The sequence below is a fragment of the Campylobacter showae genome (assembly GCF_004803815.1).
Classification (GTDB): domain Bacteria; phylum Campylobacterota; class Campylobacteria; order Campylobacterales; family Campylobacteraceae; genus Campylobacter_A; species Campylobacter_A showae.
The window spans coordinates 82,912-106,243 of sequence record NZ_CP012544.1; the positions used below are offsets into that span (position 1 = coordinate 82,912).

The following is a 23,332-nucleotide window of genomic DNA, read 5'->3' on the forward strand; positions in this document are numbered from 1 at the left end:
ATAGCGTATTTTTACGGCCGCATGAAATTTGGGCGAATTTAGCTATAATCAGGTCAAATTTAAAGCTAAAATTTGGTAGACGCATCGCTAAATTTTGCTTTGTCTTGTTACTTCTTTGCGCCTAAGAGAGGGCGCTTTATAAATTAAGGAGAGAAAATGAACGAGATTTTAGATATTTGTAAGCGCGCAAAGGCCGCTTGTAGCGAGCTTTTGAGGCTTGATAGCAGGGCTAAATTTGAAATTTTAAATGCCGTGGCGGACGAGCTGCTCGCGCAAAAGGCCGCGATAAAAGCGGCAAACGCCAAAGACCTTGCAAACGGCGAGAAATCGGGGCTTAGTGCGGCATTGCTCGATCGTCTAAGGCTAATGGACGCTCGCATCGAGGCTATGGCGCAGGGCGTGCGCGAGGTGGCGGGCTTTGCAGAGGTTGTGGGCGAAAATTTAGGCGGATGGAGCCATCCAAACGGCATGCAAATCAGCCGCGTGCGCGTGCCGCTGGGGGTGCTTGGTATCATCTACGAGAGCCGCCCAAACGTCAGCATTGACGCGGCGGCTCTGGCGCTAAAAAGCGGCAACGCGGCGATCCTGCGAGGCAGTGCCAGCGCGCTAAATTCAAATATTTTTTTAGTAAATTTATTTAACGAGGCGGGGGCGAAATTCGGCTTACCGGGCGGCGCCGTACAGCTCGTGGAGAGCGCCGAACGCGAAGTCGTAGCGCAAATGGCGAAAATGAGCGAGTATATCGACGTTTTGATACCGCGCGGCGGCAAAAGCTTAAAAGATTTTATCGCGCAAAACGCGACCGTGCCGATTATAATGACCGGTGCAGGGGTGTGTCATATCTTCGTCGATGAGAGCGCAAATTTAAGCGATGCTGTAAGGATAGTCAAAAACGCCAAAACCCAGCGTCCAAGCGTCTGCAACGCCGTAGAGTGCGTGCTTTTGCACGAGCGCATAGCGGGCGAAATTTTACCGTGGCTTATGCACGAAATGCCGGAGGTCGAGTTTCGCGTGAGCGAGCAGCTACTAGGCGAGTGCGAAGCGGAACTGTGCGGCGCGACAAACGTAAAGCTCGCAGGCGAGAGCGACTTTGGCGCCGAGTTTTTGGATCTCGTGCTAGCCGTGCGCGCCGTGCGGGATACGCAGGAGGCGATCAGTTTTATAAACGCGCATTCCAGCGGGCATTCGGACGCAATTTTAAGTGAGAACTACGCAAACGTCGAGCGGTTTTTAAACGAAGTCGGCAGCGCGGTCGTCTATGCCAACGCCTCGACGCGCTTTAGCGACGGCAGCGAGTTTGGATTTGGCGGCGAGATCGGCATAAGCACGCAAAAACTACACGCCAGAGGGCCGATGGGAGTGAGGGAGCTCACGACCTATAAATACGTCGTCCGCGGAGGCGGGCAAATTCGTTAGCGGCTTGTCTTTTTGTCATATACAGCGCCCGATTTCGCTGCGGGCTGTAGTCGCGTATTACATATACGCTCCTTTGCCCTTGCTTATCCGCCTCGTCTATGACAAAAATACTTCGCCTTATCGTTTTGCGTTTAAATTTGGGGTCAAATTTAAAACCGAATTAGTATTTTTTCGGTGCGGCAAGATACCTAGATTTGCGACGCGGGCGGCGACTTTTTCGGCGATGAAATTTGACCCATCGCGAGTCGGCGCACAGGCACGCAAGGCAAAATTTATGCTAAAATCGGCGTAAATTTAAAGGAAACCGATGAAAAAACTAAAATTTATCTTTGCTTTTGCCGCGGCGTTTATTTTTAGCGGCTGCTACGAGACGACGCTACTTACGCGCGTGCCGATCTCTACGCTTGTTTCGGATAAAGGCGCAGACGTGAAATCCACGATCGTGCTAACTGGCATAACGCCGCAGACGCACGAAACGAAGACGGTAACGGACAACGTTCGCATTTTCGTCCCGGACGCTAAATTTAAGGATTTTCCGACGGGTGAAACCGCCTACGAGATGAGCGTGAGCGTCGGCAAGGGCGAAAAGGGCGGCAAAAACTCGGACAAGCGCGCCGTGCGGATATATCTAAGCCCAGACGGCGGCGTCTACGGCAGGCTTAGTAAAAACGTACTCGAGCAGTATGCGGGCGCGGCAAAACAGGGCGAAGCGCCGACGCTAAAAGCGGCGATCAAATTTGAAAACGACACGAAGGATACGTACGAGATGATCTCGGGCAACGACTTTAAGGCTAGCGACGAGGCCGAGACGGGCGGCGTTTATATCTTGGCGCCGGGGCAGGTCACGGGCGCCATCTGGGCGGAAAATATCGCGATACGCGAGGCGCTTGCCGGCAAGGCGGTCAAAATCGGAGCTCTAAGAAAGGCGGCAAAATGAAAAATCCTAAAATCGGCTTTATCGGCGGCGGAAATATGGGCGGCGCTATGATCGAAAATTTGGCGCAAAGGCTGGGCGGCGAGCGAGTATTTGTCTATGCCAGGAGCAAAACGGCGGCTCTGCGCGAAAAGTGCGGCGTAAATGCCTGCGAGAGCGAGGCTGCGGTCGCGTCGGCGGCCGATATCACGGTGCTAGCGACCAAGCCCGCGGCGTATGAGGGTATATTAAATTTGATAAAAGACGCAGCGCGAGGCAAGGTTGTAGTCACGCTTGCGCCGAGTTTTAGCCTGGAGCAAAGCGCGCAAATTTTGGGCACGCAGGCTAAGGTCGCGCGCGCGATGCCAAACACTCCCGCGGCAATCGCAGAGGGCGTAAGCGCGCTGTGTTTTAACGAAAATTTAAGCGCGGACGAGCGGGCGGCGGTGCGAGAGATATTAGAAAATTTCGGCGCCGTTTATGAGCTGGAGGAGGCTAAATTTGCCGCATTTACGGGTATCGCGGGTAGCTTGCCAGCCTATGTTTTTATGTTTATCGAGGCAACGGCGGACGCGGGAGTGCTCGAGGGGCTGCCTAGAGCGCTGGCGTATGAAGCCGTCGCAGCTAGCGTCGCGGGCTCTGCGCGGCTCATGCTAAAAAGTGGCAAACATCCTGCAGCCTTAAAAGACGAAATTTGCTCACCCGGCGGTACGACGATAGAAGCGGTCAAAGCGCTGGAAAAAGGCGGGTTTCGCGCGGCGGTGATGGATGCGGTGGATGCATGCGTGAAAAAAGCGAGAGGCAAGTAAATTTACTGCTTTAGTCGACGCTTAGAAATGATTTTTGGAGTTTAAAGGCGTGGATTTTTACTTATAGACGCGATCTATTCTGGATTGCGACTTAAATTTAAAAAGATTAATCAAAATTTTAATTTCCATGAAATTTAAAATTTAACTTATAGCTCGGCCCTGTCGATATTTGAGCCGATTTTGTATCTAAAATTTATATCATTTAAAAAAATAAAATCCGAAATTTTGATATAAATTTATTTTATCTTAAACTTTTTTTGCATAAAATCACCGCCAAATTTTACTCGAAAGGTACGCTATGAAAAACGATATGTGCGACATGTGTTGTTGCGAAATGAAAAGCTAGGGCGCTAGGCACGAATATCTCTTTAAGTGCTTAGCAGGTCGCTAAACATTTAAAAAGATATTTTCAACTCCGCACTCGCGGACCTTTTTAGATGAATAGCTAACGATAAATTTAAAAAGGATAAAAAATGAAAAAACTACTAAAATCTTCTCTACTTACTTTGGCGAGCCTCGCTCTTTTAACCGGCGCAAATGCAAAAACTCTCGAAAACGGCGTTTTGAAAATCGCGACCGAAGGCACGTATTCGCCCTACTCCTACCACGATAAAAACGACGCGCTAACCGGCTACGACGTAGAAGTGGCACGCGAAGTGGCTAAAAAGTTAAATTTAAAAGCGGAATTCGTCGAAGCTCCATGGGATGCGATGCTGGCGGCATTTGATGCGGGTAAGGCCGATATCGTATTCAATCAAGTAAGTATCACGGACGAGCGTAAGAAAAAATACGATTACACCGTTCCCTACACCGTCGCCTACGCCGCGCTAGTCACGCATAAAGACAATAATGAAATTAAAAGCTTCGAAGATCTAAAAGGCAAAAAAAGCGCGCATTCGGCGACTAGCAACTGGGCCGGTATCGCGCAAAAATACGGCGCGCAGATAGTCACTGTAGACGGCTTTAGCAAGGGCGTAGAGCTCATTATTAGCCGCCGCGCGGATGCGACGATAAACGATAGCGTGACCTTCTATGATTACATAAATCAGCGTCCAAACGCACCTTTAAAAATAGCCGCTAGCGGTAGCGAGCCGATCTACTCCGCAGCCATAGTAAAAAAGGGTAACGAAGAGCTCGTAAACGACGTAAACAAGGCTCTTGGCGAGCTAAAAAGCGAAGGCAAGCTAAAAGAGATTTCGGTCAAATACTTCGGTAAAGATATCTCGGAGTAAATTTTACTCGCATAAAAGCAACTAAATTTAAAGGATAAAAGATGGTTTCAAAACTACTAAAAATTTTGGCTCTGAGTGCGTTTTTGACGCTAAATTTAAACGCCAAAACCATAAAAGAGGGCGTTTTAACGATCGCTACGGAAGGCACCTATGCGCCGTTTTCATACTACGACGATAAAAACGAACTAAAGGGCTACGACGTCGATATCGCCCGCGAAGTCGCTAAGAAGCTAAATTTAAAGATCGAGTTTTTAACCGCTCCGTGGGATGCGATGCTTGCGGCATTTGATGCGGGCAAGGCCGATGCGGTATTTAATCAAGTAAGCGTTACTGACGAACGCAAGAAAAAATACGACTATGCACAGCCCTATACGGTCGTACATGGCGCTATCATCACGCATAAAGATAACAACGATATCAAAAGCTTTGATGATATAAAAGGCAAGAAAAATGCAGACTCCGCTACCAGCAACTGGGCGAAGGTGGCCGCTAGCTACGGAGCGCAAAACGTCACGGTCGATAGCTTTAGCAAGAGCATGGAGCTTCTCGTTAGCAAGCGCGTAGATACCGTCGTGCGCGATAATATCGTATTTTACGACTTCATCAAACAGCGCCCGGGCGCTCCGGTTAAGATAGCCGCCGAGGGAAGCGATACCGACTATACCGCGCCTATCGTGCAAAAGGGCAATACGGAGCTTGCGGAGCAGATCAGCAAAGCGATAGAGGAGCTAAAAAACGAAGGCAAGCTGGCTGAAATTTCGATCAGGTATTTCGGCAAAGATGTCTCGCGGTAGATGGCGATGAATGAATTTGACCGTATAAGCGAGCTTTTGTTAAGCTCGCTACAACCTATGGCGCTAGCGATGATAAAGGTGACGCTGCCTCTTACGGCGATCTCCTTTTCACTCGGGCTTCTTATCGCGATACTAACGGCGATCGCGCGCATAGCAAATATCAAAATTTTAAAGCAACTTAGCGAGTTTTATATCTGGATATTTCGCGGCACGCCGCTTTTGGTGCAGCTTTTTATCGTATATTTCGGTCTGCCGATCGTGGGCGTTACGCTCGATGTCTGGAGCGCGGCTATTATCACCTTTAGCCTAAATATCGGCGCCTACGCTTCCGAGGCCGTCAGAGCGGCCGTACTTTCGGTACCTAAAGGTCAGTGGGAAGCCGCTACGGCGCTTGGGATGAGTTATACGCAAATTTTACGCCGTATAATCGCTCCGCAAGCCGCTCGTATCTCGCTGCCTCCGCTTTCAAATATCTTTATCAGCACGCTAAAAGACACCTCGCTCGCGGCTTCCATCACGATGGTCGATATGTTTATGGTCGCTCAGCGCATCGCCGCTCGCACCTTCGATCCGCTCACGCTTTACGTGCTCGCCGCGCTTTTTTACTTGATAGTATGCACGTTTTTGACGTTTTTGCAAGCTAAGCTCGAGAAGAGATTTTCAAGGTACGTGTGATGATAAAATTTAAAAATTTGACTAAGAAATTCGGCGATAATGTCGTTTTAAACGGCTTAAATTTAGAATTTAAAGACGGCGAAACGACGGTTATTTTAGGAAGCTCGGGCTCTGGTAAATCAACCCTGCTGCGTTGCATAAATTTACTCGAGATTCCGGACGGCGGCGAGCTTGAGCTTGGAGGCGATAAGATAAATTTCGCCGGTAAAATTTCGCAAAAAGATATGTTGCCGTTTCGCGAGCACACAGGGATGGTCTTTCAGAGCTTTAATCTATTTCCACACCTAACGGCTCTACAAAACGTAACCGAAGGCCCCGTGCAGGTGCTTAAAATCCCGAAAGAGCAGGCAGAAATTGAGGCCCTGGCTCTACTTGAAAAGGTCGGGCTAAAGGGCAAGGAGCACGAGTATCCAAGCAGGCTCTCGGGCGGCCAGTCGCAGCGAGTGGCGATAGCGCGAGCGCTTGCGATGAAGCCGTATTTTTTGCTTTTGGACGAGCCTACGAGCGCGCTTGATCCGGAGCTTGAGGCCGAGGTTTTGAAGGTCATCGGCAGCCTTAGCAAGGAGCGCGACTCGCTCATCATCGTCACGCATAATATGAACTTCGCTCGCAAAGTCGCGGATCGAATTTTATTTTTAGAGCGCGGCAATATCGAATTTGACGGTACGGCGGAGGAATTTTTCAGCAGCGATTCGCCGCGTATAGTCAAATTTATCTCGGCGATGGATTTTTAAATTTAAAGGAAAAAAATGAAAATAGATACGCTAATCGTAAAAGGTATCGAAGCTAAAAACAACCCTCACGGCGCGGTCGTTCCGCCTATTTATCTAGCCACGACGTTTGCGCAAGATGGCTTGGACGACTTTCAAAAGTATGCTTATTCTCGTAGCGCAAATCCGACGCGAAATGCATTTGAAGAGCTTTTTGCTAAATTTGAAGACAGCAAATACGCCTTTGCTCTAGCTTCGGGCATGGCGGCGACCTCGGCGGTTTTTAATCTGCTAAAAAGCGGCGACAAAGTGCTTTTAAACAGCAATGTTTACGGCGGCACTTACCGCTACGCAAACGGTATTTTCGCAAATTTTGGGATCAAATTTGAACTCGTCGACGATCTAAATAAAATCTCTCGTTTGGACGAGGACGTTAAGATGATATTTATCGAGACGCCGTCAAATCCGCTGCTGCGAGTAACGGATATCGCGCGACTAGCCGAACTGGCTCGTAAAAACAGCGCGCTTGTCGTCGTCGATAATACTTTTTTGACGCCGTACTATCAAAAAGCCCTCAAATTTGGTGCCGATATCGTCGTTTATAGCGCGACGAAATACATCGGTGGGCATGCAGACGTAATCGCCGGAGTCGTAACGACCGACAACGATGCGCTAGCCGAGCGTATAGCTTTCATGAAAAATACTCTAGGCGCGACGCTAAGCCCTGCCGATGCTTATAATCTAATAAGGGGTCTTAAAACTCTTAGCGTGAGATTTGATAGGCAAAGCGAAAATACTCTAAAAATCATAAAATTTCTAGAAAAAAACTCAGCCGTCAAAACCGTACATTATGCAGGCTCGTATTCGCCGGAGGAGAAAAGTATACAAAACTCCCAAGCCAGCGGTATCGGCGCACTCATATCCCTAGAGCTAAACGAAAAATACGACTATAAAATTTTTGCCAAAAGCTTGGAACTTTTCGATCTAGCCGTGAGCCTTGGCGGCGTTGAGAGCCTGATCTGCCACCCGGCCTCGATGACGCACGAGTCCTATTCGCCGCAATTGCAAGCCCAAATCGGCATTACGCAAGGTTTGCTACGCCTTGCCGTCGGTATCGAAAATTCGGATGATTTGATCGCGGATATAGCTCAGGCGATAAATAAGGCTAAAATTTAACTTTGCTTGCCGTCTTGGCGCCCTTTATCGCTCGGGCTAAATTTATCAAATTTAGCCTTGGCTAGGCGGGCAAAATGGGTGCGCCTAGTTTGCTAAAGCGGCACCCGGCGCCAAGGCGGACGAATTTATAAATTGTCGGCAAATCAGTCCGTGGCTATTTTGCTTTAAACAAACTAGCAAAAATCCCGATGCCTAAAACGGCCAAAATGACCCACAAGCTAGCCTGCGCCGAAATCTCGAATCCGTTATGAAAGATATGTGCCGACGCGTTTAGGGCGAGCTTTGCCGCGATAAAAAATAAAAGTACTATAACGGCTTTTTCTAAATACGCCAAGTAGTCTTTTAGCGCTTCTAGTACGAAGTAAAGCGTTCTAAGCCCCAAGATCGCAAAAATCATCGCCGAATAAACGATAAGCGGATCTTTACTAACGGCGATGACGGCCGGAACGCTATCAAAAGCAAACATAACATCGCTAAGCTCTATAACGCAAAGACACAAAAATAGCGGCGTAGCTATCCATTTGGCGTTTAGTTTGGAAATTTGATTTTGCAGTTTTGCCTTTTCGTCTGCTGAAATTTGAGTCGAAATCTCGTTATTTTTTACAAAAAAGCTATGCCCTAGAAGACGCGGAAAAACAGGGAAAAATCTATAAACCGCCCTGTAAGCTAGGTGATTTGAATAATCCTCCATCTCCTCTTCATCATCATCCTTTTTCATCATCATTACCGCGCTATAAGCTACCATGGCAGCAAAAACAAACTCCATCCACGGAGAAATCCCAAGTAGACTCGTTCCGACGGCTACAAAGACGAGTCTAAATATAACTGCGCCTATAATGCCGAAATACAGCACTCTATGACGGTAAATTTCAGGAATCTTGAACCAAGAAAATATTGCCATCATAACAAATAAATTATCTACGGATAACGATTTTTCTAAAATATACCCTGCAAAATATAGGCTCATCGTTTCGCTTCCGCGCGCAAAATACAGATATCCGCCAAAGGCTACGGAAACGACTATCCAAAAAATAGACCAAAGTGTGGCTTGTTTGAGCGAGATTTTTTCGTCTTTTTTGTGCGCAAAAAAGTCTATCGCAAATGCCGCCACGGCAAATATGATAAAAACGATCATTGTTTGAAATTCTAAACTATCCAAAAATTCTCCTTAATACCCGCAACTTTGCTCGGGAAGCCCTCTTTGGCGGTTTAGCTCTTGCGCCGCTTTGCATGCCGAGTATGATTGCTTGCCGGCGCAATTTGCGTTAAACCAGTCTATGAGCTGCGAATGCATACGGACGTTTTGATTGTATAAATTTACCTCTTCGCTTGAATACCGATTTACGAAAGTAGAATTTAACGCTCTTTCTATCGCAAGCGCTTTGTTGTAAATTTTTACGCACTCTTGCATCATTTCATCGCTTATTACAGGTGCGTTGCCGTAAGTTTGCGCCGAGGGCGGGATCTCGTAACCGCCCTCTATCTCAAATGCGCCTAAAATCATCGCAACCTTATATGCAAATGCGCTATATCGTACGATATTATACGACGCAAAGACTTTATTTACGCGCGTGGGCGTACCTTCGTAAAGTCTAATGCTAGCAAACGGAATTTTATCAAAGTCGATTTGATTATAAGAATTTAGCACGAAAAATATCTGCTCTACGTTTGAGTTTAAACGGCTAAGATCGACGCTGATTATTTCGTTATCCAGTCCGTCGTCGCCCCCTACGTCTCCGACCAAGTCATCGCCGCTATGAAATACGCCCGGGGCTGATTTTTTACCGAAATAAACCACATCGCAAAACTGTTTGTTTGAGTCAAACATAGCAGCGCTTAAGTCTAAATCCACCGGCTTTATCTTATCTCTAAAAAATCCCTTTTCGGTTATGGCGCCCCAGTTCGCTCCTACGCAAAAGCTGTGCAGATGCCCGCCGTCGTCTTTGGCGAGCGATATTTTTTGTCCTTTGACCAAATTTATCGCCATGGCTTGCCCCTATACGTCCAGTCCAAACTGCCTGCAAAATCCGACTAGTCCGTCTTTAAAGCCGCTTCCATTAGCTGCAAAGCGCCACTCGTTATCTTTAAAGTAAATTTTACCGAACGATACTGCGGTTTCGGTAGAAAAATCCTCTTCTAAATCGTATCTGGCTATTTCCTTGCCGCTTCTTTCATCGACGATTCGCATAAACGAATTTCTTACCATGCCGAAATTTTGCCTTCTAGCGACTGCTTCATGGATGGTGACGACTATGTCGATCTCTTTGACGCTCGGCGAAATTTTAGCTAGGTCTATTTTTATGGATTCATCGTCGCCTTCGCCTTCGCCCGTGCGGTTATCGCCGGTGTGAACTACCGAGCCGTCCGCGCTAATTAGATTGTTGTAAAAGACGAAATTCTTATCGTTTTCTACTTTTCCCGAAGCTCCTACTAAAAACGCGCTTGCATCCAGGTCAAATTCCGCTCCCGTATCGCTAGTATTCGTATCCCAACCAAGTCCTACTAAAATTTTGCTTAGCCCTGGAGCCTCTTTGCTCAAACTAACTCTACCGCCCTTTGATAAATTTACCGCCATTTTGGCCTCCTTGAAAATTATTTATCCTATAGGATATAGATTTGTAGATTTTATCTAAATAAAGTTTAAGTTTAACTTTACCTATAGGATAAAAATAATGGGCGAAAATTTAGCTTTTTTTGGCGCCGACGAGATACGAAATTTTTATCTGCAAATTTCTACAAACGTCCGCAAGTTGCGTGAAAATAAAGGCATTAGTCAGCTCGATATGGCTTTAAGCATGGATATAAAATCGGTCGCATTTTATTCAAACTGCGAGAGTTGCCGATATGATAAGCATTTTAACCTTGAGCACATTTATAAAATTTCAAAAATTTTAAATGTAGAGGTCGGAGAGATTTTTAAATTTTAGCGATTTAATTTTGGATTATTGTCTTTTATGTGGCCAAGGTCTAAATTTGATCGAATAAAATCAAAATTAGGCGCCAATTTTATACGCCTAATTTGCAAGATATAATTCAAAAAATATAAGAATAAATTTAACTTCTCGATCCCGAGACAAAGCAGGTTCGCTCCGCCTCGGAACGCATATTTATCGCGGTTAAAACGGCTTATACACCATCATCCAGATGATGATGACCATCGCGATAGTCGGCACTTCGTTGTAAGCGCGAAAGAACATACCGCTTTTTTTACAGCGTTTCTCGCGTAGCTGCACCATGTAGCGGCCAAGATCCAGATGAAACGCCGCGAGGATAACGACGACTGTGAGCTTGACGTGCATGTAGCCGCTACGCAAAAGCTCAGGCATCGCGACGATGATCAAAATGCCCGTCAAGAACGTGCCGATAAGCGCGACCCAGCCGATGTAGTGGTACATCTTGTACTCCTGCACCTCGACGACGCGCACGAAGTCCGGCTTGTCCATATTCTCCGCGTGGTAGACGTAGAGGCGCGGCTGATAGAACAAAAACGCCATCCACGAGATGAAGCACAAGTAGTGGAAATACTTGATGAGGTTGTAATACTCTGCCATTTTTTCTCCTTTTGATTTTTATTTTAGCGGCTTGTCTTTTTGCCCTATACTTCGCTTTGCTTCCCTTGCGGTCGCAACTGCAAGCAGAGGCTTTAAAATTTGGCTCGGTCATTACCGACCAGGTAACTCCCGTCACCAAATTTAAAAGCGCCTCGTCTAGAACTTCTTGAAAAGCTACGAGCGCAGCGAAGTAGAAAAATCCTACGCCTTATCTTTTTTCTATTCAAATTTGAAGTCAAATTTACAAATTTGATTCACCGAGACCCGCATCTTGAAAATGCCAAATTTGACCATTTGTGAGTAGAAAATCGATCAAATTCTCGTAAATTTAACCGAGCCTCACCCTAGCAAAATTTCTTTTCTAGCTTCAAATTCCTCTTTGCTTATCGCGCCGCTCTCGTACAGCTCGTAGAGGCGTCTAAGCCGCTCCTCGAGGTCTTGCGCGCGCAGCTTATCCTTTAGCGCTTCTTTTTTCTGATTTTTCTCGACGGCCGCGCCGGTTAAGCGCAGATCAAAGAGCCACCACGCGCCCCAAAGCGCCCAAAATACGTAACCTACGATCGCCCAAGCTAGGCTATATCCGATGAAAAACAGCGCCATCATCGCAAAGCCGCTCACGAATTTGCCCAGATAAAATCTATGCCCGCCAAACCAGCCCGTAAGCAGCCAAAGCGCGTAGGCTATATAAACGTTATCGCCCATTTTTAGCCCCTTTTCGTCCCGCGGCGAAGCTCTGCCAGAGTATGAGTACGACTCCGACGTCGATCATGACGTCTGCGAGGTTAAAGATTGCAAACTCAAACCATTTGTGCCAGTAGACGTAGTCCACGACGCCGCCGTGAACGAAGCGGTCGAGCAAATTTGAACTACCCGCGCCCAGGATTATACCCGCTCCTAGCGCGTGCTCCTCTAAAATTTCCTTTTTTTCGCTATCTTGGGTCAAATTTGGCTCCGTTTTCGCCGCAGTCCGCGCGTCAAATTTGCGCTTAAGCCGCCAAAGCAGATAACCGCAAACGCCTGCGATCAGCGCTAGCTGGATAAATTTGAGCCACTGCCCAAGAAACGCAAACATCGAAAACGCCACGCCGCGGTTGTATGCAAGCACTAGCGAAAAGTACTCGCCCTGCCACGAAAAACCGCCCAAAAATATCTGCTTGACCGCCTGATCTAGCGCAAAAACGACGAAAAACGCCGCAAAAAAAACGCCTAAAATTTTAGCCATTTAGCGCTTTTACGAAAAATTTCTCGACCTCGTCCATGCGGGTTTTTAGCGCGTCGGCGCACTTGCCTTCGAGTAAAAGCCTAATGAGGTTTTCGGTGCCAGAGTAACGAAATAGCGAGCGGATGCCCTCCTTTGCGAGGCTTGCTTCAAGCTCTTTTAGTCCGGCGATGCTTTCAAGCGGCTTTTTCTCGGTTATCTTTAAATTTAGTAAAATTTGCGGATACGGTTTTATCTCGCTTAAAATTTCGCTCGCTTTTTTGCCCTTTTTTAGCACCAGTGCCGCAAACTGTAGCGCCGCCACAAGCCCGTCGCCCGTTTTGGCGTAGTCGCTAAAGATGATGTGACCGCTTTGTTCGCCGCCGAAATTCGTGCCGTTTTCTTTCATCTTTTCAAGCACGTATTTGTCGCCGACGTTTGCGCGCAGGAGCTTGATTTTGTGGGATTTTAGGTAGTCTTCAAGTGCGGCGTTACTCATCACGGTAGCCACGACCGCGCCGCCTTTTAGGGCTTTGTTTTCTTGTAAAAATGCGGCCATGACGCCTAGCAAACTATCGCCGTTTGCCACCTCGCCACGCTCGTCGACGACTACGAGTCTATCGGCGTCGCCGTCAAACGCAAAGCCCAGATCGGCCCTTAATCGCACGACCTCGGAGGCTAAATTTTGCGGATAGAGCGCGCCGCAGTTTAGGTTTATGTTGCTGCCGTTTGGCTCGTCGTTTATGACGATAGTTTCAGCTCCCAGCTCGCTAAAGATAGTCGGAGCGACCTTATAAGCAGCGCCGTTTGCGACGTCTAAAACCACGCGCAATCCGTGCAGACTTAGGTTTTTAGGAAATGAGTTTTTGATCTGCACGATATAGCGGCCGATGACGTCGTCGATGCGCTTTGCGGCGCCGATTTCTAGCATCTGTTTTTGCGATCTCTCGATGAGCGCGTCGTCAAAATAAATCTTTTCTATCTGCGCTTCGGCCTCTTCGCCCAGTTTATTGCCTTCGCTATCAAAAAATTTAATACCATTATCGTAGTACGGGTTGTGCGAGGCGCTGATCATGATGCCCGCGTCGCAGCGCATATCTTCGGTGAGAAACGCGATCGCAGGAGTAGGCATCGGGCCGATCTGACGGACGTTGTAGCCTACGGCCGTGAGCCCCGCGACGATGGCGGTCTCGATCATGTAGCCGCTTCTGCGCGTGTCTTTGCCTAGTAAAATAGTGTTCGTATGCGACGCAAACTGTCTAAAATATATCCCTGCAGCCATAGCAAGGCGCATGGATGTTGCGGCGGATAGTTTTTCGCCGGCTTTGCCGCGGACGCCGTCGGTACCGAATAGTTTCATTATCTTTCCTTTTATGGCTTATATCGGCTTGTCTTTTGAGCATCTTTATAGAAACCCCGCCTGCGGCGTCGCTACGCTGGTTTTGAATGAGTTTAAAATTTTCGCCCTGCGGCAGACTACTTGTCTAGCCTTGGGACGAAAATTTCCGTACAACATTCAAATCCATCTCAAAATACTGCACCGCAGAATTTGCCAGACAGCTTTTTGCTTGGCAAATTCCATAAATTTATTAAATTTCCGACCTATTTTATCAAAAAATATCCAAATTTAAGTTGTAAATTTCCTCGCTTTAAATTTTACTTAAATTAAGCGGATTTTAAAACTGATTTTTATATAATCACGGACTAAAATTATGACAAAAGGGACATTATGGCAAACCATAAATCTTCTGAAAAAAGAGCCAGACAGACTATCAAAAGGACTGAAAGAAACAGATTTTACCGCACTAGGCTTAAAAATATCACTAAAGCCGTGCGCGTAGCCGTTGAGGCAGGCGATAAAGAAGCAGCGTTAAACGCGTTTAAAGTGGCAAACAAAGATTTCCACAGCTTCGTTAGCAAGGGCTTTTTGAAAAAACAAACAGCTTCTCGCCGCGTAGGACGCCTCGCAAAACTCGTAAACAAACTATCTGCTTAATCTAAATTTTAATGTTAGCCGACAAACTGCAGCCTTTTTTGGATCGCTACGACGAGCTCTCTCGTCTACTTAGCGATCCGTCTATCACAAACGATATCGCAAATATGACAAAGCTCTCAAAAGAGCAATCAAATTTAGAAGATATCGCCTCGGCTGCAAAGTCCTATCTACAAACTCTCGCGGATATCGAGGAGAACAAGGCTCTGCTCGATGACGCCGAGCTTGGCGAGCTAGCCAAAGACGAACTCAAAAATCTCGAATCCCAAAAAGAAAATCTCGAAGAAGAGATTAAAATTTTACTCCTTCCAAAAGATCCCAACGACGATAAAAACGTATTTTTAGAGATCCGCGCTGGAACGGGCGGAGACGAAGCTGCGCTTTTTGCGGGCGATTTGTTTAATGCCTACACCAGATACGCCGAGCTTCGCGGGTATAAATTCGAGATCGTTAGCCAAAGCGAGGGCAACACGGGCGGCTTTAAAGAGATTATTTTGCTGATAAAGGGCAAGGGGGCGTACTCGAGGCTCAAATTTGAGGGCGGTACTCACCGCGTCCAGCGCGTACCCGAGACCGAAAGCCAAGGCCGCGTACACACCTCTGCAGTCACCGTCGCTATCATGCCCGAGGTCGAAGATAGCGAGATCGAGATAAATCCAAACGACCTTCGTATCGACGTTATGCGCAGCTCCGGTCACGGCGGACAGTCGGTAAATACGACGGACTCGGCTGTGCGCATCACTCACATCCCGACGGGTATAGTCGTCACAAACCAAGACGGCAAAAGCCAGCACAAAAACAAAGAAGCCGCGATGAAAGTGTTAAAAGCGCGCCTTTACGAGATACAAGAAGAAGAGCGCCTAGCCAAAGAAACCAGCGAGCGCAAAAGCCAAGTCGGCACGGGCGACCGCTCGGGACGTATCCGCACCTACAACTTCCCGCAAAACCGCATCAGCGACCACCGCATAAATTTGACGCTTTACCGCCTTGACGCGATAATGGCGGCAGGGCTTTTCGACGAGATTATTGAGCCGCTGATTGCGCATTATCAAGCTGAAGCAATCTCGGACGCCGATCTGTAAAAAGCTCTAAAATTAACTCAAAATTTGGCATTTTTGACACGCTGTTTTCGTTAAATTTGAATGTAAAATTTAACTCGCACGAAAAGCCGAGTAAAAAATGCGCAAAGTAGTCGAATTTACTAAGCGCCAAGCTGGATAAATTTATGTAAATAGTCCAAAATTATCAAATTTTCAATCCAATACGCCGTCAACACGCCAAAAAAATGCACTTCAAAATAAAGCCAAATTTGGGACTTGAAATCTGGTTTTGTTAAAATCAAAAACCCGTAAATTTCTCAAATTTATAACCATAAACAAGGCGTCTAATTTATTGCAAGCGGCTTTGTAAAATTTGAGTGAAGTTTTTGCAGCAAATTATCCAAATTTAATAACTAGAAATAATTTAAAATTTCACGCCGAAGCTAAAATTTGACTCCGCGTTCACATGTTTGCCGCATATTAAAGCTCGTTTTTTAGCAAGCAAAACAGCTTCACTTTGCTAGCTCAAGTATATCGCACGCGCGCTTTGAGCCTAGCTCGCAGGCCTTTTTGAGTCGCTCGCCCGATAGCTCAAAGCTCTGCGGCGCGATGTCACCTTTTAGATAAAACACCGACTCCTCGTAGCAGCTCTCCGCACTCCCAGCGGCGCAGGCGTCTTTATAGATCGCAAAGGCTTTTGCGCCGTCCTTGTAGCCCGTTAGCCCTTTGGCGTAAAACTCCGCGGAAAAGTAACACGCCAGAGCGTCGCCGCTCGAGCAGCTTTTTTCTAGCGCGGCGAGCGTTTTTTCGCAGCTTGCGGCGTCGCCTTTGTTTATGCAGGCATTTAGCCTGACCTCGTCTATCGCGGCGTTTGCGAGCGCAACCGCAGCGACGAGTATCCAAATTTTCCTCATTTTTTCTCTAGTTCCTTTAAGTTTTTAAATCTATAAATCCCGTTTTTCACTCGCTCGAAAATTTTGCGATTTTCAAGCAGTTTTATCGTCTGCGTGACGGTGGGCTTGCTGGCGTCCGTCCGCTCGCAGATATCTGAAATTTTAACGGTTATGAAGCCGTTTTCGTCGGCATTTTGCGCTAAAAATAAAATTATTTCCATCTTTTTCTCGCCCAAAATTTGAGCGAAAATTTCCCTTGCTAGCTCCGTCATCGCGCTAAATTTACTTGTATTCTAGCAGTTTAAAGTATTTTTTCGCGACGGGATCGAGAAAAAAGGCATCGTATTTATCGCCCGGGTCATTTCCCATAAGCTCCGGTCTCATGTTGTATTTATACATTTCTCGACCATTTTCATTTTCGTCTTCATGATAAACGTAAAACGCGCCGTCTAGGACGACTTGTCCAAATTTACATTTTTTGCTCTCGCTTTCTTCATTAGGCCATTCGTATTCCCATTTGTATGTTTGACCTAAATTTGAATTTCCGACTTTTAAAAATATATTTTTGAGATGATTGCCGTTAGGCTCGTCCAGCATTAGTTCGCCGTATTCTATGCCGGTGTTTACATCTCCGTCATACCCTTCGCCAAAGTCGTAATTTTTTCCTTCGTAGGTTATTTTGCTGCCGTCTGCCATAACGAAATCTTCGCTTAGATGACTATAGTTTTCGCCCTCTTTACGCTTGCTTTCCTCGGCTTCTAAGTATTGCATACTGTTTTCATTGACGCAGTAGCTGAGTTTTAGCTTTACGATATCGTTTTTATTCTTTTTTAAAAACGATTTTAGCGCGTGCATAGACTTTACGTCTGACAAAAATATCTCGGCGTTATCTACCTCTTTGGCGCCTAAAAACGCGGCAATCGCGAACGTCAAAACGATGACTTTTTTCATTTTTTACTCCTTAAAATGATCCTAATTTTACTAAATTTTAGCTTATTTTACGGCTCTTGCGATAAAATACGCCAAATTTAACAAAGGATCAAATTTGAAACTAATCAGCTGGAACGTAAACGGACTGCGCGCGGTCGCGGCAAAAGATGGCTTTGCTTGGCTAGAGCAGCAAAAACCCGATTTTTTGGGTTTTCAGGAGATAAAGGTGCGCGAGAGCGACGTGCCTGCGGAGATTTATAAACTCGGATTTAACGAGATCAGCGTAAATTCGGCGGCAAGAGCGGGGTATTCCGGTGTGATGAGTCTGGCTAAATTTAGCTCCGCTACGCAAAAGGCGGCGTTTTTTGACGACGACGAGGGGCGGGTTTTGGAGCATAGATTCGGCAACGTCGTACTTTTTAACATCTACTTTCCAAACGGCCAAAAAGACGACGCGCGCCTAGCCTACAAGATGGATTTTTACGCTAAATTTCTAGCCTACATCCAGGAGCTTGTAAAACAGGGCAAGGACGTGATATTTTGCGGCGACGTAAACACCGCTCACCGCGAGATCGACCTAAAAAACCCAAAAGCAAACGCCAAAACCTCGGGCTTTTTGCCTATCGAGCGCGCGTGGCTGGACGAGGTCGTCGCATGCGGCTTTATCGACACCTTTCGGCACGTGCGCGGCGACGCGGCGGACGCGTATTCGTGGTGGAGCTACCGCTTTAACGCTCGCGCCAAAAACGTCGGCTGGAGGATCGATTATTTTTTCATTTCATCAAGCCTCAAAGACCGCCTAAAAGACGCGTTTATCCTGAGCGATATCACGGGCTCGGATCACTGCCCCGTCGGTATCGAGATCGATTTGGAGGGGCTTATTTAAATTTATTTTTAGCGGTGCAGGTTAAATTTGAGCTAAATTTACGCTTTTTACTGCGAGCAAAACTGGGGTCAAATTTGACTCGTCGCGCGATTTGCCAAATTTAAGTCCAAATTTTGGGCCCGCTTTTTAAAAACCAAACGCTTAAATTTAAGCCGCGATATATGCGTATATAATTATAATATCTAACGAAAAAAACGACAAAAAGGCGAGCCTAAAGGCTTTTACGTAATCAAATTTAAAGGAAAAAACATGATAAACAAAACTATCTTATCGGCTATTTTAGCAGGAGCTACCGTTTTAACCCTAAGCGGTTGCTTTGATTCGGGAGCTAGCGGAAGCAAGGCCGCCAAAGTAGATAAACCTAGCGGAAAGATAGCAAAAAGCCTAAAAGAGGTTTGCGACAATCCAAATACTAAATACGACGCTTTGGTAGCCGATCTAAAAGTAAAAATGCTTGAAGTAAATGATAAAGCCGATAAATGGGTTTTCTTTTACGATCAAGATAGCCAAGATTTTAAAATTACGGCAAGAACAACGACAACAAATTATCAAATTCAACATTTAGTTATTCCGCAAACGAAATTTTCAAACGTTCATTTAGAAATGCAAGAACCTACATGCAGAATCGAATCAAACCCGTATAAAGAAAAAATATTGCAAGATAAATATATGACGCACAAAGAGGCGGCAGAATATGAAAAAGTAATTCCGGTAGAAAACATAATACAAGTAAAAGAAATATAATTTACATAAATATAGAAAATTTATGCAAGAAAAACGGCGCTTGCTATGAGGCGCCGTCAAATTTGACTCAAAAACCCGTGATCCAAAAGGTGCGTGATTAGGATTTTAAAACCAAGAGCGATGAGGATCGCGCCGCCTAAAATCAGCGCCTTTTGCTCCAAAAACTCTCCTGCAAATTTACCGACGTAAAAGGCCGCAACGCTAAGCGCAAAGCAAACTATCCCGATAACAGCGCCGCTAAACCAGATATCAGTAGCCGTAAAGCTGAGCGTCACGCCCACGGCTAGCGCGTCGATGCTGGTGGCAAACCCGCCTGAGAGCAGCATCTTCGTATCAAGGCTCACGGCCTCACAGGGCTCGTTTCTACAGGTCTCGTGGATCATTTTTACGCCCAAAAAGCCCAAAATCGCAAACGCGATAAAATGATCGATCTGCGCGATAAATCTCGCAAACGCCGCACCCAAAAAGTAGCCCGCAAGCGGCATCGCCGCCTGAAAAAATCCAAAAATAAACGCGATAAATAAAATCTTTGATAGCGCGAGATTGCGGTATTTTGCGCCGTTTGCGATGCTAAGCGCCGCCGCGTCCATAGCAAGCGCGATAGAGAGAAGTAAAAGCTCCATTTCGTCCTTTCAAAAAGGCTAATTTTAGCTTAAAATTTACTTCTTGCGGATAATCTCGCTCAAATTTATGCCCAAATTTGACGCTCTAAATCGCCCGCTGCAAAGATGATCGCAGCTTATAAATTTGCGCTTAAATTTAGCCCTTAAATCGCAGTTCAAATTTGGGATTTAAATTTGCTAATTTTGCCCTCCGTGCCGTAAAGATGCGGGTAAATTCGCCCTAAAAAGGACAAAATTTACCCGTTTAAAAGCCGAGTTTTAATATCATAACCGCCGAATTTTACTTTAAGGAAAAAACGATGAAGAAAAGTTTGATCTTATGCGCTGTTTTGCTCGCCGTTTCGGCTCAGGCTAATTGGCAAGAGACGCTAAATCAAGGCGCGCAGATACTGGGCGCGGCAAACTCGGGCGACTACAAAAGCGCGGTCGGCTCGGCTCTAAACGCGGCCGTTAAGGAGCTATCAAACGGGGGATTTTTAAAAAACGCTACGGCTAAAATCCCGCTGCCAAAGAGCCTGGAAACGGCGGCAAATTTGGCTAAAAAAGTTGGCGGCGAAAAGTGGGCTAACGAGATGGTAACCTCGATAAATAACGCTGCAAGCGCGGCTGTGCCGGGGGCTGCGGATGTATTTTCGGGCGTGATAAAAAATATGAGCGACGCGGACGTGAAAAAGGTGCTAGAAGGCGGCAAGGATAGCTTTACGAAGTTTTTGCAACAAAACTCGAGCCAGAAGCTGCAAGCCGTGTTTAAGCCGATCATTACCAAAATGATGAGCGACAATACCTTTGCCACTGCATATAACGGGCTAAATTCGTTCGTCGCCGGTAGCGCGCTGGCAAAATCAGACGCCGCAAAGCAGCTAAAAGGCATCGCAACTAGCATGGGCGCTGGCGAATACATCCCTCAAGAAAACGAGGATCTAAACGACTACATCACGCGCAAGACGCTAGACGGGCTATTTAACGTGATGAGCGAAAAGGAAAGTTCGCTACGAGGCGGCGCCGTGGAGCAGGGCACGAAAATCCTGCAGGGCATTTTCAAGTAAAATAAGGGAGAATAGTGAAAAATAGTTTGGAATTTCGCGCCGACGTAGGCATGATTTTTGTTGCGATAGTCTTTGGTTTGGGCTATCTGCCTACCTCGCTAGCGCTTGCGACTAACGGGGTTTTTGGTATTTTGTTTTGGAGATTTTTGCTAGCGGCGATCATAGCTGGCGCGATATTTTATAAAAAGCTAAAAAACGTAAGCGCGTCCGATATAAAATCGGGCGTGATCTTGGGTCTGTTTTTGTTTGCGGGATTTGTTAGCCAGACTTTTGCGTTTAAGTACGCCGACACCTCGTCCGTAGCCTTTATCATCGGGCTAAACGTGGCTTTGGTGCCTTTTATCGCGGCGGGGCTTTTTAGGCATAAAATTTACTCCTACGCGTATGTGGGCGTGGCGTTTGCGGTGGCGGGGCTTTATATGATAGGCGATACGAAAGTTGGCTTTGGCCTGGGCGAGATTTTGGCTCTGGTTTGTGCGTGCGCCTACTCATTTCACATCGTGCTCACCAACCGCTTGGTGCAAAAATGCAACCTCGTAAATATGGTTTATTTTGAAATTTTGACCCTAATCGCGCTTTGTTTCGCGGCTATTTTGGTTTTTGAGGACGCTAAAATCGCTCCCGTCGTGGACAGCGCGTTTATCATAGCGATGCTAGTCGTGGGCGTGCTGGGTACGGCGTTTGCGTTTTTTGCGCAGGCCTTGATGCAAAAATTTACCACGCCCGTTAAAACGGCGATATTTTTCACTCTCGAGCCCGTAACCGCCGGAGCGATGGGCTATTTCGTCGGCGCGGAGGACATCAGCGCATATAGGCTTTACGGCGCGGCACTTATCTTGGTCGGAGTTTTGATCAGCGAGATAGGCAGCTACCTGCGCGCTAAAAAGGAAAATTTAGCCTAAATTTCGGCGAGTTTTGCTTGGTGTTTCGCTCAAAGCGCCGACCCGCCGTAAGATCAAATTTATCAAATCGCCGCCAAATTTACTCTCGCGGCGATCTTATCCCATTTAAATTTATCGTCGTTTGCCAGCTAGCAAGAGGGCGACGACTCTCAAATTTGACGCGATAAAGCCCGAATTTAGTCAAATTGCGTTAAATTTGCCCCTTAAATTTAGCTAAAGAAATCAGATGAAAAAATCAACCGAATTTAAGGCCGACCTCGCGCTGTTCGTGATCGCGGTGGTCTGGGGCGTGACGTTTTTGCCGATGGCGCAGACTCTAAAAACAAACGGCGTTTTTACGCTTTTGTTTTGGAGGTTTTTGATCGCGGCCGCGCTGATGGCGCTAATAAGCCTCAAATTTACTCGAAAAATCGACCGCAATTCGTTAAGATTCGGCACATTTTTAGGCGCGCTTTTGTTCGCGGCCTTTACGCTTCAGACCTTTGCCCTAAAATACGCCCCAAGCTCTACCGTCGCCTTTATCACGGGGCTAAACGCCGTTTTTACGCCATTTATCGCGCTCGCGTTTTTCGGACAAAAGGTCGTGGTTTATGCCTTTGTCGGCGCGTTTTTATCGGCGGTGGGGCTTTATTTGCTAACGGGCAGCGAGCTGGGCTTTGGCGTCGGGGAGGTGCTTAGCGTCGTTTGCGCGCTGGGCTTTGCGCTGCATATCATTTTCACGGGCGTTTTGGTGCGCAGGTGCGAGCTTTATTGGATGGTGAGCGCGCAGTTTGCGGTCGTGGCGGCGCTTTGTTTTGTCGCGGCGCAGATTTTTGAGCCTCGCGGCGTCGTACCCGTTTTAGACGAGGCATTTTTCGTCGCGGTTGCGGTTACGTCGGTGTTTGCGACGGTTTTGGCGTTTTTCGTGCAGACGGCGGCGCAGCGCTACACGACGCCCGTTAAAACTTCGCTTATCTTTACATTTGAGCCGGTAAGTGCTGGGATCGTGGGGTATTTTTTTGGCGGTGAGATACTAAGCGGCGTGCAGATAGCAGGAGCCGGGCTCATACTCTTTGGCATCGTCGTTAGCGAGGTGGGCAGCTACTATAAAAACAAAAAATCGCGAGTAGCTGGCTCGTAAGGGCGGCTAAATTTGACAAATCTAATCAAAGGAGCGAAAATGACGAAAGATCAGTGCTGCGTCCTAAAGCATTTGACGGTGGGCGAAACGGGTGGCTTTGAAAAAGCGGGCGAGCTGGGCGACGGCGAGTTTTTGGATGCGCTTATCGGAAAAGGGCTTGTTTGGATGCTTGACTGGGCCGGCGAGGACGAGACGGGCGATGTAGGCAAATTTATCAGCTCTAGGCTAGGTGCGCTGCAAAGCGGCGTGTCACTAGAGTGCGATAAAATTTACGCAAGGCTCGAAAAAGAAGCGAAAAAAGAGGATTTCGAGCGCGGCGATGCGAGCCTATTTTTGATGAACGAGTTTCAAAAGGCGCTAAAGAAGAGCGATTTTAGGCTCTTTACTTTGGGTCTTCATAGCGACGCTTATTATCTGCTCGTCGCGCATAAGGACGCCGAGAAAGATTTTAAAAAGCTAGGCAAGCGTGAAGAGCTGTTTTGGGATATCGCGCCATGGGGCAAGCGCCGCAAAAGGCAGATCCTTTACGTCATAAACTGCGAGTGCGGCGAGATGTCAGCGTGGCAGCTGGACGCGGACGAGCCCTCTCCTAGAGACGAGGTTTGCGAGGTGTGCGGGCGGGTGCTTTTCGACGCAGACGGCAACGCGATGCAGCCTTTGGAGAAGGAATTTATCTGATTC

Annotated in this window: 29 protein-coding genes; 17 read left to right on the forward strand and 12 right to left on the reverse strand. The window is 46.9% G+C overall.

Annotated features, from left to right (window positions below):
* Positions 1-156 precede the first annotated feature (156 nt).
* From CSHOW_RS00430 to CSHOW_RS00465, 8 genes are all read left to right on the forward strand, one after another.
* Entirely contained in the window at positions 157-1,416 is a 1,260-nt protein-coding gene (locus tag CSHOW_RS00430; protein ID WP_002949531.1) for a glutamate-5-semialdehyde dehydrogenase, read from the forward strand.
* A 307-nt stretch (positions 1,417-1,723) separates the two neighbouring features.
* Positions 1,724-2,353, forward strand: a complete 630-nt coding sequence (locus CSHOW_RS00435; protein ID WP_002949529.1) for a hypothetical protein — start codon at positions 1,724-1,726, stop codon at positions 2,351-2,353.
* Positions 2,350-3,138 (forward strand): pyrroline-5-carboxylate reductase, encoded by a 789-nt coding sequence (gene proC, locus CSHOW_RS00440; protein ID WP_002949528.1) that lies wholly within the window; start codon positions 2,350-2,352, stop codon positions 3,136-3,138. Before CSHOW_RS00435 ends, proC begins: the two co-directional genes overlap by 4 nt.
* 473 nt (positions 3,139-3,611) lie before the next feature.
* On the forward strand, positions 3,612-4,370 hold the full coding sequence (locus CSHOW_RS00445) for an amino acid ABC transporter substrate-binding protein (protein WP_002949521.1): 759 nt from the start codon (positions 3,612-3,614) through the stop codon (positions 4,368-4,370).
* A gap of 41 nt (positions 4,371-4,411) precedes the next feature.
* A complete protein-coding gene (locus tag CSHOW_RS00450) occupies positions 4,412-5,164 on the forward strand; it encodes an amino acid ABC transporter substrate-binding protein (protein WP_002949520.1) in 753 nt (250 codons plus the stop codon).
* A 6-nt stretch (positions 5,165-5,170) separates the two neighbouring features.
* The gene (locus tag CSHOW_RS00455; RefSeq protein WP_171992799.1) at positions 5,171-5,839 is read left to right on the forward strand and encodes an amino acid ABC transporter permease; all 669 of its coding nucleotides are present in this window, start codon (positions 5,171-5,173) and stop codon (positions 5,837-5,839) included.
* The gene (locus CSHOW_RS00460; RefSeq protein WP_002949518.1) at positions 5,839-6,573 is read left to right on the forward strand and encodes an amino acid ABC transporter ATP-binding protein; all 735 of its coding nucleotides are present in this window, start codon (positions 5,839-5,841) and stop codon (positions 6,571-6,573) included. Before CSHOW_RS00455 ends, CSHOW_RS00460 begins: the two co-directional genes overlap by 1 nt.
* 15 nt (positions 6,574-6,588) lie before the next feature.
* Positions 6,589-7,725 carry a trans-sulfuration enzyme family protein gene (locus CSHOW_RS00465; RefSeq protein WP_002949517.1) on the forward strand — a complete coding sequence of 379 codons (1,137 nt, stop codon included), beginning with the start codon at positions 6,589-6,591 and terminating at the stop codon, positions 7,723-7,725.
* A 154-nt stretch (positions 7,726-7,879) separates the two neighbouring features.
* On the opposite strand, the gene CSHOW_RS00470 is transcribed toward CSHOW_RS00465, so the two are convergent.
* Genes CSHOW_RS00470 through CSHOW_RS00480 form a run of 3 tightly spaced genes read right to left on the reverse strand, consistent with a single transcriptional unit; the run spans position 7,880 to position 10,300 of the window.
* On the reverse strand, positions 7,880-8,884 hold the full coding sequence (locus tag CSHOW_RS00470) for a TerC/Alx family metal homeostasis membrane protein (protein ID WP_002949516.1): 1,005 nt from the start codon (positions 8,882-8,884) through the stop codon (positions 7,880-7,882).
* A 9-nt stretch (positions 8,885-8,893) separates the two neighbouring features.
* Positions 8,894-9,712 (reverse strand): TerD family protein, encoded by an 819-nt coding sequence (locus CSHOW_RS10325; protein WP_002949515.1) that lies wholly within the window; start codon positions 9,710-9,712, stop codon positions 8,894-8,896.
* Between the two features lie 9 nt (positions 9,713-9,721).
* Positions 9,722-10,300: a TerD family protein gene (locus CSHOW_RS00480; RefSeq protein WP_002949514.1), complete on the reverse strand. Its 579-nt coding sequence runs from the start codon at positions 10,298-10,300 to the stop codon at positions 9,722-9,724.
* Positions 10,301-10,397: 97 nt separating this feature from the next.
* Here CSHOW_RS00480 and CSHOW_RS00485 point away from each other — a divergent pair, with 97 nt between their 5' ends.
* A complete protein-coding gene (locus CSHOW_RS00485) occupies positions 10,398-10,652 on the forward strand; it encodes a helix-turn-helix domain-containing protein (RefSeq protein WP_002949513.1) in 255 nt (84 codons plus the stop codon).
* Between the two features lie 189 nt (positions 10,653-10,841).
* Here the strand turns inward: CSHOW_RS00485 and hemJ are convergent, their stop codons facing one another.
* The 4 genes from hemJ to glmM all read right to left on the reverse strand — a co-directional run bounded on the left by hemJ (position 10,842) and on the right by glmM (position 13,834).
* Complete coding sequence (gene hemJ / locus CSHOW_RS00490; RefSeq protein ID WP_002949512.1) at positions 10,842-11,276, reverse strand: protoporphyrinogen oxidase HemJ; 435 nt, start codon at positions 11,274-11,276, stop codon at positions 10,842-10,844.
* Positions 11,277-11,615: 339 nt separating this feature from the next.
* Positions 11,616-11,978, reverse strand: a complete 363-nt coding sequence (locus CSHOW_RS00495; RefSeq protein ID WP_002949511.1) for an NINE protein — start codon at positions 11,976-11,978, stop codon at positions 11,616-11,618.
* Positions 11,968-12,498, reverse strand: coding sequence for a signal peptidase II (locus CSHOW_RS00500; protein WP_002949510.1), 531 nt, complete (start codon positions 12,496-12,498; stop codon positions 11,968-11,970). The genes CSHOW_RS00495 and CSHOW_RS00500 overlap by 11 nt, the downstream gene beginning before the upstream one ends.
* Positions 12,491-13,834, reverse strand: a complete 1,344-nt coding sequence (gene glmM, locus CSHOW_RS00505) for a phosphoglucosamine mutase (RefSeq protein WP_002949509.1) — start codon at positions 13,832-13,834, stop codon at positions 12,491-12,493. Before glmM ends, CSHOW_RS00500 begins: the two co-directional genes overlap by 8 nt.
* A 369-nt stretch (positions 13,835-14,203) precedes the next feature.
* Here glmM and rpsT point away from each other — a divergent pair, with 369 nt between their 5' ends.
* Both rpsT and prfA read left to right on the forward strand, forming a co-directional pair.
* Positions 14,204-14,470 (forward strand): 30S ribosomal protein S20, encoded by a 267-nt coding sequence (rpsT, locus tag CSHOW_RS00510; protein ID WP_002949506.1) that lies wholly within the window; start codon positions 14,204-14,206, stop codon positions 14,468-14,470.
* An 11-nt stretch (positions 14,471-14,481) separates the two neighbouring features.
* The gene (prfA, locus tag CSHOW_RS00515) at positions 14,482-15,549 is read left to right on the forward strand and encodes a peptide chain release factor 1 (protein ID WP_002949504.1); all 1,068 of its coding nucleotides are present in this window, start codon (positions 14,482-14,484) and stop codon (positions 15,547-15,549) included.
* 470 nt (positions 15,550-16,019) lie between these two features.
* Here prfA and CSHOW_RS00520 read toward each other — a convergent pair whose 3' ends face one another.
* Genes CSHOW_RS00520 through CSHOW_RS00530 form a run of 3 tightly spaced genes read right to left on the reverse strand, consistent with a single transcriptional unit; the run spans position 16,020 to position 17,351 of the window.
* A complete protein-coding gene (locus CSHOW_RS00520) occupies positions 16,020-16,421 on the reverse strand; it encodes a tetratricopeptide repeat protein (RefSeq protein ID WP_002949497.1) in 402 nt (133 codons plus the stop codon).
* Positions 16,418-16,672 (reverse strand): MarR family transcriptional regulator, encoded by a 255-nt coding sequence (locus CSHOW_RS00525; protein ID WP_002949495.1) that lies wholly within the window; start codon positions 16,670-16,672, stop codon positions 16,418-16,420. Before CSHOW_RS00525 ends, CSHOW_RS00520 begins: the two co-directional genes overlap by 4 nt.
* 10 nt (positions 16,673-16,682) lie before the next feature.
* On the reverse strand, positions 16,683-17,351 hold the full coding sequence (locus CSHOW_RS00530) for a hypothetical protein (protein WP_002949494.1): 669 nt from the start codon (positions 17,349-17,351) through the stop codon (positions 16,683-16,685).
* A 94-nt stretch (positions 17,352-17,445) separates the two neighbouring features.
* Between CSHOW_RS00530 and CSHOW_RS00535 the strand changes: the two genes are divergently transcribed.
* Both CSHOW_RS00535 and CSHOW_RS00540 read left to right on the forward strand, forming a co-directional pair.
* Complete coding sequence (locus CSHOW_RS00535; protein WP_002949493.1) at positions 17,446-18,216, forward strand: exodeoxyribonuclease III; 771 nt, start codon at positions 17,446-17,448, stop codon at positions 18,214-18,216.
* Positions 18,217-18,465: 249 nt separating this feature from the next.
* Positions 18,466-18,960, forward strand: a complete 495-nt coding sequence (locus CSHOW_RS00540) for a hypothetical protein (protein WP_002949491.1) — start codon at positions 18,466-18,468, stop codon at positions 18,958-18,960.
* A gap of 56 nt (positions 18,961-19,016) precedes the next feature.
* Here the strand turns inward: CSHOW_RS00540 and CSHOW_RS00545 are convergent, their stop codons facing one another.
* Both CSHOW_RS00545 and CSHOW_RS10500 read right to left on the reverse strand, forming a co-directional pair.
* Complete coding sequence (locus tag CSHOW_RS00545; protein WP_002949489.1) at positions 19,017-19,583, reverse strand: manganese efflux pump MntP; 567 nt, start codon at positions 19,581-19,583, stop codon at positions 19,017-19,019.
* 36 nt (positions 19,584-19,619) lie between these two features.
* Complete coding sequence (locus CSHOW_RS10500; protein WP_002949487.1) at positions 19,620-19,742, reverse strand: hypothetical protein; 123 nt, start codon at positions 19,740-19,742, stop codon at positions 19,620-19,622.
* 140 nt (positions 19,743-19,882) lie between these two features.
* Here CSHOW_RS10500 and CSHOW_RS00550 point away from each other — a divergent pair, with 140 nt between their 5' ends.
* The 4 genes from CSHOW_RS00550 to CSHOW_RS00565 all read left to right on the forward strand — a co-directional run bounded on the left by CSHOW_RS00550 (position 19,883) and on the right by CSHOW_RS00565 (position 23,329).
* On the forward strand, positions 19,883-20,629 hold the full coding sequence (locus CSHOW_RS00550; protein WP_002949484.1) for a DUF4197 domain-containing protein: 747 nt from the start codon (positions 19,883-19,885) through the stop codon (positions 20,627-20,629).
* Between the two features lie 14 nt (positions 20,630-20,643).
* Positions 20,644-21,531, forward strand: a complete 888-nt coding sequence (locus CSHOW_RS00555) for a DMT family transporter (RefSeq protein WP_002949482.1) — start codon at positions 20,644-20,646, stop codon at positions 21,529-21,531.
* Between the two features lie 226 nt (positions 21,532-21,757).
* Entirely contained in the window at positions 21,758-22,651 is an 894-nt protein-coding gene (locus CSHOW_RS00560) for a DMT family transporter (protein ID WP_002949479.1), read from the forward strand.
* 39 nt (positions 22,652-22,690) lie between these two features.
* Complete coding sequence (locus CSHOW_RS00565) at positions 22,691-23,329, forward strand: DUF6630 family protein (RefSeq protein ID WP_039895404.1); 639 nt, start codon at positions 22,691-22,693, stop codon at positions 23,327-23,329.
* The last annotated feature ends 3 nt before the right edge of the window (positions 23,330-23,332 follow it).

What these genes read in the sequence shown, in the direction of transcription:
- CSHOW_RS00445 (WP_002949521.1), top strand. Translation starts at nt 3,612, where the DNA reads ATGAAAAAACTACTAAAATCTTCTCTACTTACTTTGGCGAGCCTCGCT.
- CSHOW_RS00450 (WP_002949520.1), top strand. Translation starts at nt 4,412, where the DNA reads ATGGTTTCAAAACTACTAAAAATTTTGGCTCTGAGTGCGTTTTTGACG.
- CSHOW_RS00545 (WP_002949489.1), bottom strand. Translation starts at nt 19,583, where the DNA reads ATGGAGCTTTTACTTCTCTCTATCGCGCTTGCTATGGACGCGGCGGCG.
- CSHOW_RS00495 (WP_002949511.1), bottom strand. Translation starts at nt 11,978, where the DNA reads ATGGGCGATAACGTTTATATAGCCTACGCGCTTTGGCTGCTTACGGGC.
- proC (WP_002949528.1), top strand. Translation starts at nt 2,350, where the DNA reads ATGAAAAATCCTAAAATCGGCTTTATCGGCGGCGGAAATATGGGCGGC.
- CSHOW_RS00485 (WP_002949513.1), top strand. Translation starts at nt 10,398, where the DNA reads ATGGGCGAAAATTTAGCTTTTTTTGGCGCCGACGAGATACGAAATTTT.
- hemJ (WP_002949512.1), bottom strand. Translation starts at nt 11,276, where the DNA reads ATGGCAGAGTATTACAACCTCATCAAGTATTTCCACTACTTGTGCTTC.
- CSHOW_RS00465 (WP_002949517.1), top strand. Translation starts at nt 6,589, where the DNA reads ATGAAAATAGATACGCTAATCGTAAAAGGTATCGAAGCTAAAAACAAC.
- rpsT (WP_002949506.1), top strand. Translation starts at nt 14,204, where the DNA reads ATGGCAAACCATAAATCTTCTGAAAAAAGAGCCAGACAGACTATCAAA.
- CSHOW_RS00530 (WP_002949494.1), bottom strand. Translation starts at nt 17,351, where the DNA reads ATGAAAAAAGTCATCGTTTTGACGTTCGCGATTGCCGCGTTTTTAGGC.
- CSHOW_RS00525 (WP_002949495.1), bottom strand. Translation starts at nt 16,672, where the DNA reads ATGACGGAGCTAGCAAGGGAAATTTTCGCTCAAATTTTGGGCGAGAAA.
- CSHOW_RS00500 (WP_002949510.1), bottom strand. Translation starts at nt 12,498, where the DNA reads ATGGCTAAAATTTTAGGCGTTTTTTTTGCGGCGTTTTTCGTCGTTTTT.
- CSHOW_RS00455 (WP_171992799.1), top strand. Translation starts at nt 5,171, where the DNA reads ATGAATGAATTTGACCGTATAAGCGAGCTTTTGTTAAGCTCGCTACAA.
- prfA (WP_002949504.1), top strand. Translation starts at nt 14,482, where the DNA reads ATGTTAGCCGACAAACTGCAGCCTTTTTTGGATCGCTACGACGAGCTC.
- CSHOW_RS10325 (WP_002949515.1), bottom strand. Translation starts at nt 9,712, where the DNA reads ATGGCGATAAATTTGGTCAAAGGACAAAAAATATCGCTCGCCAAAGAC.
- CSHOW_RS00435 (WP_002949529.1), top strand. Translation starts at nt 1,724, where the DNA reads ATGAAAAAACTAAAATTTATCTTTGCTTTTGCCGCGGCGTTTATTTTT.
- CSHOW_RS00430 (WP_002949531.1), top strand. Translation starts at nt 157, where the DNA reads ATGAACGAGATTTTAGATATTTGTAAGCGCGCAAAGGCCGCTTGTAGC.
- glmM (WP_002949509.1), bottom strand. Translation starts at nt 13,834, where the DNA reads ATGAAACTATTCGGTACCGACGGCGTCCGCGGCAAAGCCGGCGAAAAA.
- CSHOW_RS00565 (WP_039895404.1), top strand. Translation starts at nt 22,691, where the DNA reads ATGACGAAAGATCAGTGCTGCGTCCTAAAGCATTTGACGGTGGGCGAA.
- CSHOW_RS00460 (WP_002949518.1), top strand. Translation starts at nt 5,839, where the DNA reads ATGATAAAATTTAAAAATTTGACTAAGAAATTCGGCGATAATGTCGTT.
- CSHOW_RS00480 (WP_002949514.1), bottom strand. Translation starts at nt 10,300, where the DNA reads ATGGCGGTAAATTTATCAAAGGGCGGTAGAGTTAGTTTGAGCAAAGAG.
- CSHOW_RS00540 (WP_002949491.1), top strand. Translation starts at nt 18,466, where the DNA reads ATGATAAACAAAACTATCTTATCGGCTATTTTAGCAGGAGCTACCGTT.
- CSHOW_RS00520 (WP_002949497.1), bottom strand. Translation starts at nt 16,421, where the DNA reads ATGAGGAAAATTTGGATACTCGTCGCTGCGGTTGCGCTCGCAAACGCC.
- CSHOW_RS00560 (WP_002949479.1), top strand. Translation starts at nt 21,758, where the DNA reads ATGAAAAAATCAACCGAATTTAAGGCCGACCTCGCGCTGTTCGTGATC.
- CSHOW_RS00550 (WP_002949484.1), top strand. Translation starts at nt 19,883, where the DNA reads ATGAAGAAAAGTTTGATCTTATGCGCTGTTTTGCTCGCCGTTTCGGCT.